Source organism: Dietzia lutea, from assembly GCF_003096075.1.
In the GTDB taxonomy this organism is placed as follows: Bacteria; Actinomycetota; Actinomycetes; order Mycobacteriales; family Mycobacteriaceae; genus Dietzia; species Dietzia lutea.
This window is the reverse complement of the sequence record NZ_CP015449.1, coordinates 2948464-2965521: the sequence shown is the minus strand read 5'-3', so window position 1 is coordinate 2965521 and position 17058 is coordinate 2948464. Positions and strand designations below refer to the sequence as shown.

The window sequence follows — 17058 nt, the reverse complement described above, 5'->3', positions numbered from 1 at the left end:
GACCCTACAAGCGCCGGTTACCCTCGGGCGTGTGAACCCGCCCCCGTCCGACCCCGTGCACCCGGCCGCGCAGCGGTCCGCCGGAACCTCCGCGCCGCACCCCGCCGACCCGGTCGTCGCCGAGCTGACCCACATCGCCGGCGTCACCGCGACCACCGGCGCCCGGCTGGCCGACCTGACGACCCTGCGCATCGGCGGCCGCCCGCGTGCCCTGCTCGAGTGCGCGACGGCGGAGGCGGTGGTCGCGGCCGTGCGCGCCCTCGACGCCGCCGAGATCCCGGTGCTGGTGTTGGGCGGCGGGTCCAACCTCGTGGTCGCCGGTGGTGACCTCGACCTGGTGGTGGTGGCCGTGCGCAACCGGGAGGTCGAGTACCTCACCGGCGCCGACGATGACCGCCTCGTCGTGCGCTCCGGCGCCGGCCTGGCGTGGGACGACCTCGTCGCCGACACCGTCGGGCGCGGGTGCGGCGGCCTGGAGTGCCTGTCCGGGATCCCCGGGTCCGTCGGCGCGACACCCGTGCAGAACGTCGGCGCGTACGGCGTGGAGGTCGCCCAGATCCTGCACCGCGTGCGGTGGTACGACCGCGCGACCGGCGTCGACGAGTGGGTCACCCCGGAGGCCCTGGGGCTCGCCTACCGCACGTCGGTGCTCAAGAACACCGACCGCGCCGTGGTGCTCGAGGTGGAGTTCCGGCTCGACCCCGCGGGGCGCAGCGAGCCGATCCGGTACGCCGAGCTCGCCGGCCGCCTCGGCGTGGCGCCGGGCGAGCGAACCGACCCGTCCGTCGTGCGGCGTACCGTGCTGGAGCTGCGGTGTGGCAAGGGGATGGTGCTCGACGACGACGACGAGGACACCTGGTCCGCGGGGTCCTTCTTCACCAACCCGGTGATACGCGAGGACGAACTCCCCACGGTGCGGTCCCGGGTGGCCGCCCGTCTCGGGTCCGCGCCGGCGGAGCAGATGCCCGCCTTCTCCACGCCCGGCGGGATCAAGCTCTCCGCGGGCTGGCTCATAGAGCGGGCCGGTTTCGGCAAGGGACACCCCTCGTCGTCGTCCCCTGCCCGCCTGTCCACCAAGCACACGCTCGCGCTGACCAACAGGGGCGCGGCGACCTCCGACGACATCATCGCGCTGGCGCGCGAGGTGCGCGACGGCGTGCGGGAGGCGTTCGGCGTGGAGCTGCACCCCGAACCCGTGTGGGTGGGCTGCCACATCTGACCGGCCCGCGCCCCGCCACCCGCCGCCCGGCGCCCCGACACCCACCGCCCGCCGCGCGCCACCCGCGCCGCGGGGCTGCACCTGACACCCCGCCGCCCGCCCCACCGGTCGTTCCTGGCACGCTGGACCCAGGCCTTCTAAGCTCGTCACGCCCCCGTGCGCCCGCCCGGCGCCGCCGTTTTCCCTGGAGAATCGCCCGTGGACCTGTTCGCGTATCCGGTGTCACTCGTCATGAAGTTCTGGCACTGGGCGCTGGGCTTCGTGGTGGACCCCGACTCGGGCGTCGCCTGGGTGGGCTCCGTGCTCCTGCTGGTGGTGACCGTGCGCCTGCTGCTCCTGCGGTCCATGTGGCGCCAGCAGTACTCCATGCGCAAGATGGCGCAGCTCGCTCCCAAGATGAAGGAGCTGCAGAACAAGTACAAGGACCGCAAATCCCCCGAGGACCGCCAGGAGCAGGCCAAGGAGATGCAGGCCCTGTACGCCGACGCCGGGGTGAACCCCCTGGCCGGCTGCCTGCCGCTGCTCGTGCAGATCCCCGTGTTCCTGGGCCTGTACTACGTGCTGCTCAACTTCTCGCCTCCCGGAAAGTCCATCGAAGAGGCCTCACAGATGACCAACGGGGCGTTCGGCCCCGAGCAGGTGTCGTCGTTCCTCAACGCCGAGATGTTCGGCGTGCCGCTGGCGTCCTACATCCGCATGCCTCAGGAGGTCATGGACTCCCTGCACCCGGGGCTGGTGCGCGAGGACATTCTCATGCTGGCCGTGCCGCTGTTCGTGCTGGCCGGCATCGCCACGTTCATCAACATGTGGAACTCCTTCCGCCGGCAGAAGGCCGCGAAGGCCGCCGAGCAGGCCGCGCTGGCCCGCGTGGACGCCGAGGAGCGCGCCGGCGGCCCGGTCGTCGAGGGCGAGGTGCTCGAGGTCGATGGCGAGAAGCCCGCCGCCCCCACCCCCGCCACCACGGGTGGCGCGGCCGCGTCGGGTGCGAAGCCGGGCGACAAGCCCCAGGACTTCCAGTCCATGGCCGAGCAGATGACCGAGTCGATGAACCAGTCGATGAAGATCATGATGTACCTGTTCCCGTTCTTCCCGATCGTGGGCGCGTACTTCTTCAACTTCCCCATCGCGATCGGCCTGTACTGGCTCACCAACAACATCTGGACCGCCGTGCAGTCGCACATCTTCATGGAGAAGCTGGAGAAGGAGCTGCCCATGAGCAGCCGCGAGGGCCTTCCCCCCAGCGCCTTCATGTAGTCCGGCCCGCGCCAAGCCACCCCGCGCCGCGCGCCCCGCGATTGGATGTACTCAGCGCGGAAATGGACGTAACCATCTAGGCGATTTCGCCGAGAATCCGAGATGGCTACGACCAGAATCCGCCACGGCGAGGGCGCCAGCCCCGGCGACGCCGAGTGCAGCGCGCCGAAGCCGGTCCGAAGCCGCGCCGACGACGGGTGCGAGGGAGACCGAGGCCGCTCCACGACGCACACGCCTCCGAACCATTGCCGCCGCGGGCCCGCGGGCGTACTCTGCTCGGCGTACGTCGGCAGCTGCACGGCGCGACCCCGAGAGACCGGCGCCGCGAGGGGCACGGCCGAGAGCCCTAGACGAGGAGACCCGAGGACAGTGCTCGACTGCAGGTGAGACCCGGCCCATCCGCCACCTCCCTGGAGCACACATGTCATCCCTCGTCCTGTCGGACGTCGCGTACGCGTTTCCCGACGACACCCCGCTCTTCGACGGCTTCGACCTGAACCTCGGTCCCGGCCTCACCTCACTCGTCGGCCGCAACGGCGCAGGCAAGAGCACTCTGCTGCGGCTCATCGTCGGCGAGCTGCGCCCGTCGCGCGGGTCGGTCAGCATCGGCGGCGAGCCCCCGCGGCCGCCCGCCGTCGCCTACCTCCCACAGTTGCTCGCCGACGCGCCCGCGGAGCGCACCCTCGCCGACGAGCTCGGCGTGGGCGGGAAGCTGGCGGCGTTGGAGCGGATCGAGGCGGGGGAGGGCGACGACGACGACTTCGCCCGCCTCGCCGACGACTGGTCGATCGCCGAGCGGACGGGCGCGCTGCTCGCCGAGTTGGGCTTACCGACGGACCTGGGCAGATCAGTGCTCGACCTGTCCGGCGGGGAACGCACGCTCGCCGCGCTGGCGGGACGGCTTATCGGGCAGCCGCGGGTGCTCCTCCTCGACGAGCCCACCAACAACCTGGACTCGCGGGCGCGGGCGCGACTGTTCGCGTCGATCGACCGGTTCGTCGCCGGCGGGCAGCGCATCGCGCTCGTGGTCAGCCACGACCTTGGCCTGCTCGAGCGGGCCGGGACGACCGTCGAGATGCGGGCCGGCAGGTGTCGCGTGTTCGGCGGGTCGTACTCGCACTATCGCGAGGTGATCGAGTCCGAACAGGCCGCCGCGCTGCAGAGTCTGACCGGGGCCCGCAACGACCTGCGCGCACAGAAGCGGGACAAGGTCGAGGCGCAGGTGGTGCTGGCGCGGCGCGAGCGGTACGGCCGGAAGATGGAGGCGAACAAGCGCGAGCCGAAGATCGTCATGGGGATGCGCAAGCGGCAGGCCCAGGAGTCGGCGGCGCGCTACCGGGCCACGCACGCGAAGGGCGTGGAGCAGGCGCAGGAGCGGATGCGCGAGGCCGACGCCGCGGTGCGTCGTGAGGAGCTGTTGCGGGTCGACCTGCCCGATCCCGGGTTGCCCGCGGGGCGGGTCGTGCTGGACGCGGACGATCCCGTCGCCGGCCGGATCCATCTCGTCGGCCCGGCGCGCGTGCGGCTGGCCGGCCCGAACGGCAGCGGCAAGACCACGCTGCTGCGGCGCCTGTTCGGTGCGGGCGTCGCGGGGCCGGGGTCGCGCGGAACCGGCCGGGACGACGACGACAACGCCGCCCTCGTCCCCTGGGCCCTGCTGCCGCAGGATCTTCGCGTCGAGCATCCGGGGTGGTCGGTCGTCGACGCGATCCGTGCGGTCCGCCCCGAGGCGTCGGCGGAGGAGGCGCATGCCCACGCGGCGCGGCTGCTGTTCATCGGCGACGCGGGTGTGCGCGGGCTCGGGGAGCTCTCCGGCGGCGAGCGCCTTCGTGCGGCGCTCGCGGCGAGGTTGTTCGCGAGGCCGGTCCCGCAGCTGCTGGTGCTGGACGAGCCGACCAACAACCTCGACCTGGAGGGGGTGCAGGTGCTGACCGAGGCCCTCGCGCAGTGGCGGGGTGCGCTGCTGCTGGTGAGCCATGACGACGGCTTCTGCGACCGCGTGGGGGTGGACGACGTGATCACCCTGCGCTGAGTCTCCGAGCTGCCCGGGCCCCGCGCGAGCCGACCGCACGCGCGAGCCGACCGCCCGCGCGAGCCGGCCCCTTCATCGAGAAGACAGTTCCGCGCACCCTCCTCTCGGCGGATGTGTGCGAAACCGTCTTCTCGATGACGCGCGGTGGCGGCAATGGTGCGCAGCGGCGCGATGACGCGCGGTGGCGGCGAACGCGCCTGTCGGCGCGATGGCGCGCGGTGGCGCGGTGCGCCTGCGTCAGACGGCGCCGCCGGCCACCGACGGCGGGGTGCCGGTGTTCGTGGAGGAGTCGTTCTCGCGGGCGAGGTACTCCTCGATGCGGAACCAGTCGTCGGCCGCACGCTCGGCGATCGTGACCAGCGTGTTCATGTTGGCGACCTCCTCGACCTGCTCGCGCAGGAACCACAGCATGAACTGCTCGCCGAGCGGGTCGGACTCGGCGCGGGCGGCCTGGAACATGTCCTCGATCTGCCGCGTCACCTGCTTCTCCTGCTCGAGCGCGAGGCGCAGCGCGTCGGCGGGGCCGCTGAACCGGGCCTCAGGGGCGGGGACGGAGGGGATCGTGACGGGGATATCGCGGTCGAGCATGTACTGGACCATCATCATCGCGTGATTCCGCTCGCCGAGGCTGTGCGAGTAGAAGCGCCCGGCGAGCTGCGGCAGGTCCTGCGCGTCCGCCCACACTGCGATCGCGATGTACTGCTGGCTGGCGGCGAACTCGTGACCGACCTGAGCGGTGAGGAGATCGACGAAGGTGTTCTTGTTCCTGGCCATGGCAGGCCCCTTTCAGTAGGGGGCCAGACTATGGCGATCGCCGACGTTTCACCAGGTCAGAAAGCCTAACCTGCCTTTGGGTTGGACAGGCTCACCTACCGATGTCAGCTCCGGTGCGCGCGCGTCGCGGAGTGCTGATCGCGGGGCTTCACCACGATCTGATCCAGGTTGACGTGCGAGGGCCTGCTGGCCACGAAGCCGACGATCTCCGCCACGTCCTGCGCGACCATCGGGGTCAGCCCACGGTAGACGGCGGCCGCCTTGTCGTCGTCGCCGTCGAACCGCACGCGCGAGAACTCGGTCTCGACCATGCCGGGCGCGATCTCGGTGAACCGCACCGGCTGGCCGAGGTGCTCACCGCGGAGGGTGCGGTGCAGGACGGCCTGCGCGTGCTTGGCGGACGTGTAGCCGGAGCCGTTGTCGTAGGACTCGAACGCGGCGATCGAGGTGATGGTGACGACCAGCCCGTCGCCCGTCTCGACCAGCACCGGCATGAGCCCGCGCACCATGCGCAGCGTGCCGAGGACGTTGGTCTCCCACATCCAGCGCCACTGGTCCTCGTCGGCGTCCATCACGCTGGTCGTGCCCTTGGCGCCGCCGGCGTTGTTGACCAGCACGTGCAGCCGGGGGACGGCCGCGCAGAACGCCTCGCACGAGTCGGCGTCGGTCACGTCGAGCGGCATGGCCGTGCCCCCGATCTCGTCCGCCAGCGCCTGCAGCCGCTCGACGCGCCGCGCGCCGATCACCACGTGGAAGCCCATCCGCGCCAGCTCGCGCGCGGTCGCCTCCCCGATCCCGGACGACGCCCCGGTCACCACGGCGACGCGGGTCTCGGCGGGCAGGGCGGACAGGCGGTCTCGGGCGGCGGAGTGCTCGGTGCTCATGGCGACAAGAGTAGGCGGCGGTTCCGACACCGACCGCGGCATGCGTTCGTCGTGGGTGAAAAACGTGCGACGACGACGAGGACGACGCCCGGGGCCGACCGGTCGTCGAAAAGGATGTTCGGCACGTATCGCCCGAGTAGTTCTGTGCGAAACGCTCTTCTCGACGAGCGCCCGGCGGGCGGGGCCACCGCGAGACGGCGGGGGCCGGCGGGAGAGGTCGCCGGGTGGGAGCCGGCGGGGGTCGGCGGGAGAGGTCGACGACGACGAGGTCTAACGCCCCCGGCCGGTGGCCATCTCGAGGAGCCCGCGCACAGCGCCCTTGGCCATGTCGGCCTTGGAGAAGTAGTCCTGCCAGCCGCACACCCGGCCATCGCGGACCTCGAGGCGCCCGCACACCCAGAACCCGACCCGTAGCGGCCCGACGCCCAGGTAGTCGGTGCGTTCGGTGAGCACCACGACCGGGGCCTGCGGGTTGGTGGGGTCCGCGGGGGCTGACACGGCGAGGTGGTGGATGTCCACGCCGAAGTCGATGCTCCGGTTCATCGCGGAGATGGCGCCGACGACCGCGCGCTTGCCCCGCATGGTCGGCAGGCCGACGTTGGCCCACCAGACGTCGTCGGTGAGCAGGTCCGCGGCGGCCCCGGTCGAGCCGGCCATGAGGGCATCGAAGAACGTCCGGACGACCACGTCGGGATCGGTCCTGGTGCTGGTGACTGCCATCTCCACACGGTAACCGCCGCGGGCGCGGAGCGGGTGCTGATCGTATGCGGATGGCGGCGGCCCCGACCGCGTCGGCGAACTCGCTCGGGGCGGCGGGCCCTGCTCGCATCGCGACCGCCGCCGGGCCACGGCTGGCACGATGTGCCCTATGAGCTCCGACGCGACCCCCGCCACCACCGACGCCCTCTCCGGCCAGCCCGCGCACGGCCAACCCGCCCTGGGCCGGGCGTATGCCGCCGACCGGCCCGGCGCCCCGCACGGCGTCGCGTCGGCGGCGTCGTCCGACGGCACGACCATCGCGTACCGCGTGCTCGGCGACCCGGGCTCCCGGCCCCTCGTCCTGATCCACGGCTGGGCCCAGTCGAGCTCGAGCTGGGGAGCCGAGCTGCTGGGCGAGCTCGCGCAGCGGTTCCATGTGGTGGCAATCGACCTGCGCGGCCACGGCCACTCCGACGTCCCCGCCGCAGGCTACGACTCACCGCAGCAGTGGGCCGACGACGTCGAGGCGGTCCTCGACTCGGTCGGCATCGGCGAGGACGCGGGCGCGATCCTGCTGGGCTGGTCGTACGGTGGGGTCGTCGTGGCCGACTACCTGGCCGCCCGAGGGGAGGGGCGCCTGGCCGGGATCGTGCTGTGCGGGGCCGTGACGTCGCTGTCGCGCTCGGCCGGCGGCGCGATCGGGCCGGCCATGAAGGAGGTCACCTCCGGCGGCGCGTTCGAGGAGAAGCCGGCGCACGCCCTGGAGGCGTTCACGAGCTTCGGCAGGGCGATGATGGTCAACGGCGCCGGCGCCGACGGGCAGCGGATCCTCGGGCTGTCGCTGTCCACGCCGCCGGCGGTCCGGCAGGCGCTGCTCACCCGCCGCGTCGACAACGACGACACCCTGCGCGGCCTGACCCTCCCGGCCTTGGTCGTCCACGGCGCCCATGACGGCGTGGTACTGCCCTCGGCCGGTCAGGCCAACGCCGAGATGATCCCCGGCGGTCGCTACGTCGAATTCGCCGAGTCCGCCCACGCCCCGTTCCTCGAGGAGACGCCTCGCTTCCTCGCCGAGCTCGACGCCTTCGCCGCCGCTCTGTAAGCCCGCCGCCGGGTTCTCGCCCGTGGTGGCGGACGGGCCGGTCCCGCGCACGGGGCGACGGGCGGGCCGGACCGGCGTGGGACATCTCGTCGTCGTCGCCCCTGGACGGGAACCCGCCGCCCACCCGCCGCCTATCCGCCGGGGACCCGCTACCCACCAGCGGCGCACCCGGCGCCGACCCGCCCCCCAGCCGCCACGCACCCAGCCGACGTGCACGCCCGCGCGGGCGAGGGCACAATCGGTCGGGTGACCGTCTCCGAGCTCGACCGCGGCGCCGCGCACCCGCTGCCCCGACGCATCGCGGTGTTGTCCTTCCACACCTCCCCGCTCGCCCAACCGGGCACGGGCGACGCCGGCGGACTCAACGTGTACGTGCTGCAGACCGCCCGCCGGCTGGCCCGCCGCGGCGTGGAGGTCGAGATCTTCACCCGCGCCACCCACTCCTCCCAGCCGCCCGTCGAGGAGGCCGGCGACGGCGTGCTGGTCCGCAACATCGTCGCCGGGCCGTTCGAGGGCCTGCGCAAAGAGGACCTCCCCACGCAGCTGTGCCCGTTCGTCGCGGGCGTCATGCGCGCCGAGGCCGGGCACGCGCCGGGGCACTATGATCTCATCCACTCGCACTACTGGCTGTCCGGCCAGGCCGGGCTGGTGGCGTCCGAGCACTGGGGCGTGCCGCTCGTGCACACCGCCCACACGCTCGCCGAGGTCAAGAACGCGGTCCTCGCCGCCGGTGACACGCCGGAGCCCGAGTCGCGGCGGATAGGGGAGCAGCAGATCGTCGACGCCGCGCACCGCCTGGTCGTCAACACCGTCGGCGAGCGCGACGAACTCGTCCGCTTCTACGACGCCGACCCGGCCGACATCGACGTCGTCTCGCCCGGCGCCGACCTCGACCAGTACACGCCCGGCACGCAGCGCGGCACCGAGCGGGCCCGCCGCGCGCTAGGACTGGCGCAGAAGTCCGAGGTCATCGCGTTTGTCGGCCGCATCCAGCCGCTCAAGGCCCCCGACGTGATCGTCCGCGCGCTCGCCGAGATCGTGCGCACCCAGCCGCACCGCGACGTCCGCCTGCTGGTCGTGGGCGGGCCGAGCGGGTCCGGGCTCGAGCGGCCGCGGTCGCTCATGGAGCTCGCCGACGAGCTGGGCGTGGCCGACCGCGTGAGCTTCCTCGCGCCCCGCCCGCCGTCCGAGCTGGTGGACGTGTACCGGGCCGCGGACATCGTGGCGGTGCCGTCGTACTCGGAGTCGTTCGGGCTCGTCGCGCTCGAGGCGCAGGCGTGCGGGACGCCCGTGGTCGCCGCCGCGGTGGGCGGGCTGCCGACTGCCGTCGCCGACGGCCGCACCGGGCTCACCGTGGACGGGCACGACCCGCGTCGGTGGGCGGACGTGTTGGCGGGACTGCTCGACGACGACGAGCTGCGCCTGTCGATGTCGCGGGCCGCCCCGGTGCACGCCTCCGGGTTCAGCTGGGACTCCACGGCCGACGGACTGCTGGAGTCGTACGCGGGCACGACGGCCGCCTACCGGGCCCGGCGTGCGGAGGCGGCGGCGTCCTGACTGCGCGCGGCGCCATCCGCCGGGGCGCGGGCGTCGAACCCCCGGTGGGCGTCGTTCGAGTAGACAGAAGGTCGAGTAGACAAAGAGGACGACGCGCCCGACCGCCGAAGGAGCCCCACCATGAGCGACGAGACCCGCGAGCCCGACTTCGACCAGCCCACCGTGGACCGGATCCACGACTTCCTCGTGGAGCGGGAGATCGAGTCCACGCTGGCCGACGGCCACACCTTCGTCGTGCAGCTGCCGGGGGAGAAGCGGCTCAAAACGGCCTGCCATCTCACGGTGAACAAGGAGAGCGTGCGCGTCGAGGCGTTCGTGTGCCGCAACCCGGACGAGGACTTCGAGAAGGTCTACAAGTACCTGCTGCGCCGCAATCGTCGGCTGTACCAGGTGGCGTACACGCTGGACAACAACGGCGACATCTACCTCGTCGGCCGGATGCCGCTCATCGCGGTGACCGAGGAGGAGCTCGACCGCGTGCTGGGTCAGGTGCTCGAGGCCGCCGACCACGATTTCAACATCATCCTCGAGACCGGCTTCCACACGTCGATCCGCCGCGAATGGGAGTGGCGGGTCTCGCGGGGTGAGCCGCTGCGCAACCTCGACGCGTTCCGCCACCTCACCGAGGACCTGCCCCAGCCGGAGTAGGCGACCCCGCCCGGTGGGCGCGCCGGTCGACCGCGCCGGCCCCGCCCGCCGAGCCCCGCCCGACGGCCCCCGGCAGCGCGCTCGTCGAGAAGAGCGTTTCGCACATTTCCACTCGGGCGTTCTCAGGTGGCTAGCGCAACACCGGCGATTAGTTCGGTCATCTTCGCATGGGGACTGTGGAAGCCGTGGATGGCTCGGGGGCGGATGTTGAGGAGGCGTTCGGTTTCGGCGAGTTCGTCGTCGCTGATGGTGTTGAAGTCGGTGCCTTTGGGGTAGAAGTCCCGGATCAGTCCGTTGGTGTTCTCGTTGGATCCGCGCTGCCAGGGCGAGTGCGGATCGCAGAAGAAGATCGGGCAGCCGGTCTTGACGGTGAACGCGGCGTGCGCTGCCATCTCGGTGCCCTGGTCCCAGGTGATCGTGGATACCAGCCGGGAGGGCAGCGCCTCGATCATCTGGGCCAGTACATCGGTGACGGTGGCGCTGTCCCGGCAGCCGGGCAGGCGCCCGATCAGTACGTAGCGGGTGTGGCGCTCGACCAGGGTGACGATCCCGGAGTTGTTCGGCCCCACGACCAGATCGCCCTCCCAGTGCCCGGGCACGGCGCGGTCCTCCACCTCGGCCGGCCGGTCGCTAAGGCGAGCTCCTTGCAGCCACGGACGCGAGGTTCGCGGCGGCAGGGCGGACGTGGGCACGCGGCTCTTGCGCCCGGAGCGCAAGGCCTTTTCGACCTTGAGCTCGTGCCGCAGCGCGCCCTTGCCCTGGACGTATAGCGCCTGGTAGATCGTCTCGGGGGACACGTTCATCTCCGGCTGATCGGGGAACATCACCCGCAGCTCCCCGGCGACCTGCTCGGGTGAGAACCGCTGGTTTAACCGGGCGATGACCTCGCCGCGCAGCTGCGTGGCCTCCAGCTTGCCCGGCCGGCAGCGCTTGCGCTTGTCCAGGGCCAGCAGATGGGCCAACCGGGCGTCGTAACGCCGCTTGCCCCAGTGCTCGAACGAGTGGGCAGCCAACTCCCTCGAGATCGTCGAGGCGGCCACCTGCAGACCCCGGGCGATCGCCCGGACCCCGGCCGGGGTCGGCAGGTCGAACATGGCCTGGATGTAGACCCGGTCAAACAGGGTCAACCGGCGATAACTCGCCGACTCCTTCAGCGGCCGCTGGGATACGGCCGTTGCCACACCGGAGCCCACGCCGCCGCGTCGTCCCACCTCAAAGGTCATGCCCGCAAGCTTGGCCCACCTCCACGCCGTGGCCATGCTGACACCCCACAGCGTCGCCGCCTCGATCCCGGTCATGCCCTCCAGCAAGGACCGACACACACCCGCCCGCAGTCTCCAGTCCAGCTGTTTAGCCACCACACACCCCGATCAGTCAGGGTGTTGCGCTAACTCCTAGAGACCACCTCGGCCGATACGGGCGAAACTGTCTTCTCGATGACTGGTCGGCCTGCGGGTCCGGCCCGGCCTGCGGGGCCGGCGCGGGCGGGCGGTCAGGCGGTGATCTGCTCGGCGACCTTCTTGCGCAGGACCTTGCCCATCGGGTTGCGGGCCAGGTCGTCGACCTCGATGAACTCGCGCGGCACCTTGTACCCGGTCAGCGAGGCCCGGCAGTGCGCGCGGACCGCGTTGACGTCGAGCGTCGCCCCCGGCTCGAGCACCACCGCGGCCACGACCTGCTCGCCCCCGTCGCCGGCGGGACGACCCACCACGGCGCAGTCCGCGATGTCCGGGGCCGTGCGCAGGACCGCCTCGACCTCGGAGGGGTAGACGTTGAACCCGCCGGTGACGATCATCTCCTTGATGCGGTCGACCACGCGCAGGAAGCCGTCGGGGTCCTGCACCACGACATCGCCGGTGCGCAGCCAGCCGTCGTGGAACGTCGCGGCGGTGGCCTCCTCGTTGCCCCAGTACCCGCGGAAGACCTGCGGCCCCTTGACCAGTAGCTCACCGGGCTCGCCGCCCGGGACGTCCTCCGACGGATCGTCCTGATCGGCGATCCGGATGTCCGTGTCGGGGAAGGGCACGCCGATCGCGCCGGCCCGCCTCGCCGTCGACATGGGGTTGCCGACGATGATCGGCGAGGTCTCGGTCATCCCGTACCCCTCCACCAACAGGCCGCCGGTGGCGGCCTCCCACTTCTCGATGAGGTCGGCGGGCAGGCTCATGGCGCCGGAGAAGGAGAACCGCACGCCCTGCAGGGAGATCTTGCGCTTGGCCGACTCCTCGAGGATGCGGGTGTAGATCGGCGGCACGGCGGGGATGAAGGTGGGCAGGTTCTTGGCGAAGATCGGCATGACGAGGTCCATGTCGGGCGTCGGCACGAGTTGCAGCCGCGCGCCCTGGGCGATGCCGAACACCACGCACATCGTCACCCCGTAGGCGTGGAACATGGGCAGGGTCGCGAGGAAGCGCTCGCGCCCGGGTTCGAGGCCGGGAACCCAGGCGCGGCCCTGCGTGGCGTTGGCGACGAGGTTGGCGTGGGTGAGCACGGCGCCCTTGGGGGTCCCGGTGGTGCCGGAGGTGTAGAGGATGAGCGCGGCGTCTTCGGCGGCGGGCCGCGGGTGCGAGAAGTCGAGCTCGGGGCCGGTCTCGAGCTCGCCCCAGTCGAGCGTGCCGGGCGCGGACCGGGAGAGCTTGGCGCGGGAGGCGCGCAGCGCGGGCACGGGGAGGTGTCGCAGCGCGAGTCGCTTGGCGGTGGGGAAGGCGTCGAGAAGGTCGACGGCGAGGACGTGCTCGATCCGGGTGCCGGGGCGGTCCGCGAGGTCACGCACGACGTCGGCGACGACGTTCCACGTCACGACGACCTTCGCCCCGTGGTCGGTGAACGGGCCCTCGAGTTCGTCGGCGGTGTAGAGGGGGTTGTGCTCCACGACGATCGCCCCAATGCGCAGGGCCGCGTAGAAGACGGCGACGCCCTGGGGGCAGTTCGGCAGCAGCACCGCGACGCGGTCGCCGGGCCGGACGCCGAGGCGGCGCAGGCCCTCGGCGGCGCGGCGAACCCGGCGGCCGAGGTCGGAGTAGCTGGTCAGGCGGCCGAAGAACTCGGTGGCGGGCCGGTCGGCGTGGGCGGTGACGGCGGCGTCGAACTGGTCTATGAGGGTGGTGGTGCCGTAGTCGAGGTCGTGCGTCGTGCCCGGGGTGTAGTGCACGGTCCACGGCCGGTCGGGGTGTGCGGGGGTGTCGGCTCCGGCGTGTGCGGTCATGTCTGCACCGTAGTCCTCCGGCGGCAGGTCATAATGAGCGTATGGCTTACGGAACACTCGTCCTCCTGCGTCACGGGCAGTCCCAGTGGAACGCGTCCAACCAGTTCACGGGTTGGGTCGACGTCGACCTCACCGATCTGGGGCGAGAGGAGGCGGTTCGCGGTGGCAAGCTCCTCGCGGAGGCGGGGATCCTGCCCGACGTGCTGTACACCTCGCTGCTGCGGCGTGCGATCACCACGGCGAACATCGCGCTGGACGCGTGCGACCGCCACTGGGTGCCGGTCATCCGCCACTGGAAGCTCAACGAGCGGCACTACGGCAAGCTCCAGGGGCTGAACAAGGCGGAGATCAAGGAGGAGTTCGGCGACGAGCAGTTCATGCTGTGGCGCCGCAGCTACGACACGCCGCCGCCGCCGATCGACGCGGACAACCAGTACTCGCAGACGAGCGACGTCCGGTACGCCGATCTGCCGGAGGTGCCGCTGACCGAGTGCCTCAAGGACGTCGTGGACCGGTTCATCCCGTACTACGCCGCCGAGATCGCGCCCAAGCTCGCGGAGGGCAAGACGGTCATGGTCGCCGCGCACGGCAACTCGCTGCGCGCTCTCGTCAAGCACCTCGACGGCATCTCGGACGACGACATCGCGGGCCTGAACATTCCCACCGGCATCCCGCTGGTGTACCGCTTCGACGAGGCCGGTCTGGTCGCCAACCCGGGCGGCACCTACCTCGACCCGGAGGCCGCTGCCGCGGGTGCGGCCGCGGTCGCCAACCAGGGCGGCAAGTAGCGCGCGGCGGCGTCCCCGCACCCGGGGCGGCCGGACGGCCCGTCGCAGGTGAAGGCCCGGTGAACGGGCCGTGAACCCCCGTCCACCTGCGGACTTCCCGCCGGTGGACGGGGGTTCGTCGATTCGGGCGCGGGGGCGGGGCACCGTAGGATCGGGGCCGTGCAGGTCAGTCTGGGGATCTTCCTCGCGATCGTCGCCGGGGTCATCGGCTTCATCGTGGGCGGCTTCGTCGTCCCGCTGATCAACCGGCGCAACGAGCGTCGTCGAGCCGAGCAGACCGGGCCGAGCAGGCTGGAGGTGCTGCAGGGGGTCTACCTGCAGGCGCCGTACGCGCTCGCCGTGGTGGACCGCCACCAGGACGTGGTCCTCTACAACCGTCGCGCGGCGGAGCTGGGGATCGTCGACGACCGCCTCCTCGTGGAGCCGGTGTGGCTGGCCGCCCAGGCGACGTTCACGACCGGGGAGCCCACGCGCTTCGACCTGCCCGCCAAGCTCCTCACCGGCCGCCGGCGCATCCCCTCGGTGAGCGGGCGCAGCGAGATCCTCGGCGAGTACGACGAGCAGTTCGTGGTGGTGTTCGCCGACGACGACTCGGAGCACCGCCGCATGGAGGCCGCCCGCCGCGACTTCGTCGCCAACGTCTCCCACGAGCTCAAGACCCCGGTTGGGGCGATGGCCGTCCTCGCGGAGGCGCTCCTGGAGTCCAAGGACGACCCGGACTCGGTCGAGTACTTCGGCGGACGCGTGGTGAGCGAGGCCCAGCGGCTGGGCAAGATGGTCTCCGAGCTGATCGAACTCTCGCGGCTGCAGGGCGCGGAGCGGATCCGCGACCCCGAGCCGGTGGACGTGGACGACGTGGTGGACGAGGCCCTGCGCCGGTCCGCGTCGACGGCGGAGGCGGCGGGGATCGAGCTCATCACCGACGCCCCGTCCGGACTCGAGGTGAGGGGCGACCGGACCCTGCTGGTCACGGCGCTGACCAACCTCGTCTCCAACGCGGTCAACTACTCGCCGGAACGCACGCCGGTGTCGATCACCCGTGGCATCGACGGGGACACCGTGATGGTGCGCGTCACCGACCGCGGCATCGGCATCGCCCCCGAGCACCAGGCCCGCGTCTTCGAGCGGTTCTTCCGCGTGGACAAGGCACGCTCGCGGGCGACCGGCGGGACCGGCCTGGGTCTGGCGATCGTCAAGCACGTCGCGCAGAACCACAACGGAGCTGTCAGCCTGTGGAGCCGCCCCGGCACGGGGTCGACCTTCACACTCGAACTTCCGGCCCACGTGGAGCCGGGTGGCGACGGGACGACACCCGCCGCCGAGCACGCCACACAAGGAGAGGACCAGGTGCCGTGACCAGGGTGCTGATCGTGGAGGACGAGGATTCGTTGGCGGATCCGCTGGCGTTCCTTCTCCGCAAGGAGGGCTTCGAGGTCGGCGTGGCGGGGGACGGCCCGACCGCGCTGCAGAGCTTCGAGTCCGAGGGCGCGGACATCGTGCTGCTCGACCTCATGCTGCCCGGCATGTCCGGCACCGACGTGTGCAAGCGCCTGCGGATGACGTCGAGCGTGCCCGTGATCATGGTGACCGCGCGGGACAGTGAGATCGACAAGGTCGTGGGCCTGGAGTTGGGCGCCGACGACTACGTGACCAAGCCCTACTCGGCCCGCGAACTCATCGCCCGCATCCGGGCCGTGCTGCGGCGTGGCGCGGAGTCCGAGGCCGAACCGGTCGAGGAGATCGGCGTCCTGGAGTCCGGGCCGGTGCGGATGGACATCGAGCGGCACACGGTGATGGTCCGCGGCGCGGCGGTCACGCTGCCGCTCAAGGAGTTCGACCTGCTCGAGTACCTTCTGCGCAACTCGGGCCGGGTGCTCACGCGCGGGCAGCTCATCGACCGCGTGTGGGGCTCGGACTACGTCGGCGACACCAAGACCCTCGACGTGCACGTCAAGCGCCTGCGCTCGAAGATCGAGACGGACCCCGGCAAGCCCGTGCACCTGGTCACCGTCCGCGGGCTGGGCTACAAGTTCGAGGCCTGACCGCCCTCCCCGCCGGCGGCGCGCTCGGTCGCCGGGTGCACGGCCACGATGCCCAGCTGCCGCCGTCGCCCGCACGCCGCGGCGAGCACCTCGTAGGCCTCGGCGCCGAGGAGCTCGACCAACTCGTCGCGCAGGGAGACGTACACGGGCTCGGTGCCGACGTGCGCCTCGGGCGAGCCGGTGCAGTACCAGTCCAGATCGAGCCCGCCAGGGCCCCAGCCCCGGCGGTCGTACTCGCCGACACGGGTGTGGAGGATCTCCACCTCGTCCGCGCGGGTCTCGGTGTCCTGCGTGAGTCGGATCGGCAGCTGCCAACACACGTCGGGCTTGGATTCGGGGAGGCTACGCCCCGTCCGCGCGGCGAGGTGGTGCAGGGCGCAGCCCGACCCGGTCGGCCATCCGACGTCGTTGAAGAACACGCACCGCCCGTTATGGCGGCGTGTCCTGAGCGCGGGCTCCATCTCGCCGTCGTCGCCGGTCAGTTCGTCCTCCTCGAGCCACGACTCGAGGACGGTTCCCTCCTCGGACGCGGCGCGCTCGGCGGCCTCGCGGTGCTGCCACTCCTCGGGCCGGAGCAGGGCGACGTTGGCCCGCAGGCGGCGCCGGTCGGAGTCGTCGGCGAGGAACGCGCCGTGCGTGCAGCACCCGGAGTCGGGCTGGCCCGCCTCGATGCCGTGGCACGCGGGGGTGCCGAAGACGCACGTCCACGAGGACAGCAGCCAGGTCATGTCGGCGGAGATGAGGTGCTCGTCATTCGCCGGGTCGGGGAAGGTATACCACTCGCGGGGGAAGTCCAGGGGGACCTCGGGCAGAGGGGCACCCGGGTTCGAGGGGCGGTCGGTGGCGGTCACAAC

The 17058-nt window shown here is 71.8% G+C and carries 15 protein-coding genes; 9 read left to right on the top strand and 6 right to left on the bottom strand.

Going from position 1 to position 17058, the window contains the following annotated elements; translation table 11 throughout:
* Positions 1-133 precede the first annotated feature (133 nt).
* From A6035_RS13590 to A6035_RS13580, 3 genes are all read left to right on the top strand, one after another.
* Positions 134-1219, top strand: coding sequence for a UDP-N-acetylmuramate dehydrogenase (locus A6035_RS13590; RefSeq protein ID WP_108849290.1), 1086 nt, complete (start codon positions 134-136; stop codon positions 1217-1219).
* A 198-nt stretch (positions 1220-1417) separates the two neighbouring features.
* Positions 1418-2473, top strand: coding sequence for a membrane protein insertase YidC (yidC, locus tag A6035_RS13585; protein ID WP_108848225.1), 1056 nt, complete (start codon positions 1418-1420; stop codon positions 2471-2473).
* Positions 2474-2894: 421 nt separating this feature from the next.
* The gene (locus A6035_RS13580; protein ID WP_108848223.1) at positions 2895-4505 is read left to right on the top strand and encodes an ATP-binding cassette domain-containing protein; all 1611 of its coding nucleotides are present in this window, start codon (positions 2895-2897) and stop codon (positions 4503-4505) included.
* Between the two features lie 237 nt (positions 4506-4742).
* Here A6035_RS13580 and A6035_RS13575 read toward each other — a convergent pair whose 3' ends face one another.
* The 3 genes from A6035_RS13575 to A6035_RS13565 form a co-directional block, all read right to left on the bottom strand.
* A complete protein-coding gene (locus A6035_RS13575) occupies positions 4743-5279 on the bottom strand; it encodes a ferritin (RefSeq protein ID WP_108848221.1) in 537 nt (178 codons plus the stop codon).
* A 104-nt stretch (positions 5280-5383) separates the two neighbouring features.
* Positions 5384-6163, bottom strand: coding sequence for an SDR family NAD(P)-dependent oxidoreductase (locus A6035_RS13570; RefSeq protein WP_108848219.1), 780 nt, complete (start codon positions 6161-6163; stop codon positions 5384-5386).
* A 270-nt stretch (positions 6164-6433) separates the two neighbouring features.
* The gene (locus tag A6035_RS13565; RefSeq protein ID WP_167400728.1) at positions 6434-6883 is read right to left on the bottom strand and encodes a limonene-1,2-epoxide hydrolase family protein; all 450 of its coding nucleotides are present in this window, start codon (positions 6881-6883) and stop codon (positions 6434-6436) included.
* A 148-nt stretch (positions 6884-7031) separates the two neighbouring features.
* Between A6035_RS13565 and A6035_RS13560 the strand changes: the two genes are divergently transcribed.
* The 3 genes from A6035_RS13560 (at position 7032) to A6035_RS13550 (ending at position 10169) form a co-directional block, all read left to right on the top strand.
* A complete protein-coding gene (locus A6035_RS13560; protein WP_108848217.1) occupies positions 7032-7964 on the top strand; it encodes an alpha/beta fold hydrolase in 933 nt (310 codons plus the stop codon).
* 246 nt (positions 7965-8210) lie between these two features.
* On the top strand, positions 8211-9521 hold the full coding sequence (gene mshA / locus A6035_RS13555) for a D-inositol-3-phosphate glycosyltransferase (protein ID WP_108849288.1): 1311 nt from the start codon (positions 8211-8213) through the stop codon (positions 9519-9521).
* Positions 9522-9641: 120 nt separating this feature from the next.
* Complete coding sequence (locus A6035_RS13550) at positions 9642-10169, top strand: type III secretion system chaperone family protein (protein WP_244192447.1); 528 nt, start codon at positions 9642-9644, stop codon at positions 10167-10169.
* A gap of 122 nt (positions 10170-10291) precedes the next feature.
* Here A6035_RS13550 and A6035_RS13545 read toward each other — a convergent pair whose 3' ends face one another.
* Both A6035_RS13545 and A6035_RS13540 read right to left on the bottom strand, forming a co-directional pair.
* Positions 10292-11527 carry an IS30 family transposase gene (locus A6035_RS13545; RefSeq protein ID WP_425267503.1) on the bottom strand — a complete coding sequence of 412 codons (1236 nt, stop codon included), beginning with the start codon at positions 11525-11527 and terminating at the stop codon, positions 10292-10294.
* A 134-nt stretch (positions 11528-11661) separates the two neighbouring features.
* Positions 11662-13374: a long-chain-fatty-acid--CoA ligase gene (locus tag A6035_RS13540; protein WP_108848215.1), complete on the bottom strand. Its 1713-nt coding sequence runs from the start codon at positions 13372-13374 to the stop codon at positions 11662-11664.
* A 41-nt stretch (positions 13375-13415) separates the two neighbouring features.
* Between A6035_RS13540 and A6035_RS13535 the strand changes: the two genes are divergently transcribed.
* The 3 genes from A6035_RS13535 (at position 13416) to A6035_RS13525 (ending at position 16204) form a co-directional block, all read left to right on the top strand.
* On the top strand, positions 13416-14162 hold the full coding sequence (locus A6035_RS13535) for a phosphoglyceromutase (RefSeq protein WP_108848214.1): 747 nt from the start codon (positions 13416-13418) through the stop codon (positions 14160-14162).
* A gap of 159 nt (positions 14163-14321) precedes the next feature.
* Positions 14322-15518, top strand: a complete 1197-nt coding sequence (locus tag A6035_RS13530; RefSeq protein WP_108848212.1) for a sensor histidine kinase — start codon at positions 14322-14324, stop codon at positions 15516-15518.
* The gene (locus A6035_RS13525) at positions 15515-16204 is read left to right on the top strand and encodes a response regulator transcription factor (protein WP_108848210.1); all 690 of its coding nucleotides are present in this window, start codon (positions 15515-15517) and stop codon (positions 16202-16204) included. The genes A6035_RS13530 and A6035_RS13525 overlap by 4 nt, the downstream gene beginning before the upstream one ends.
* Here A6035_RS13525 and A6035_RS13520 read toward each other — a convergent pair.
* Positions 16186-17055: a DUF3109 family protein gene (locus A6035_RS13520; RefSeq protein WP_108848208.1), complete on the bottom strand. Its 870-nt coding sequence runs from the start codon at positions 17053-17055 to the stop codon at positions 16186-16188. The two genes, A6035_RS13525 and A6035_RS13520, sit on opposite strands and share 19 nt — an antisense overlap.
* Between the last annotated feature and the right edge of the window lie 3 nt (positions 17056-17058).

Coding starts and splice junctions, on each gene's coding strand:
- A6035_RS13560 (WP_108848217.1), top strand. CDS start 7,032: ATGAGCTCCGACGCGACCCCCGCCACCACCGACGCCCTCTCCGGCCAG.
- A6035_RS13535 (WP_108848214.1), top strand. CDS start 13,416: ATGGCTTACGGAACACTCGTCCTCCTGCGTCACGGGCAGTCCCAGTGG.
- A6035_RS13540 (WP_108848215.1), bottom strand. CDS start 13,374: ATGACCGCACACGCCGGAGCCGACACCCCCGCACACCCCGACCGGCCG.
- A6035_RS13550 (WP_244192447.1), top strand. CDS start 9,642: ATGAGCGACGAGACCCGCGAGCCCGACTTCGACCAGCCCACCGTGGAC.
- A6035_RS13570 (WP_108848219.1), bottom strand. CDS start 6,163: ATGAGCACCGAGCACTCCGCCGCCCGAGACCGCCTGTCCGCCCTGCCC.
- A6035_RS13565 (WP_167400728.1), bottom strand. CDS start 6,883: ATGGCAGTCACCAGCACCAGGACCGATCCCGACGTGGTCGTCCGGACG.
- A6035_RS13580 (WP_108848223.1), top strand. CDS start 2,895: ATGTCATCCCTCGTCCTGTCGGACGTCGCGTACGCGTTTCCCGACGAC.
- A6035_RS13575 (WP_108848221.1), bottom strand. CDS start 5,279: ATGGCCAGGAACAAGAACACCTTCGTCGATCTCCTCACCGCTCAGGTC.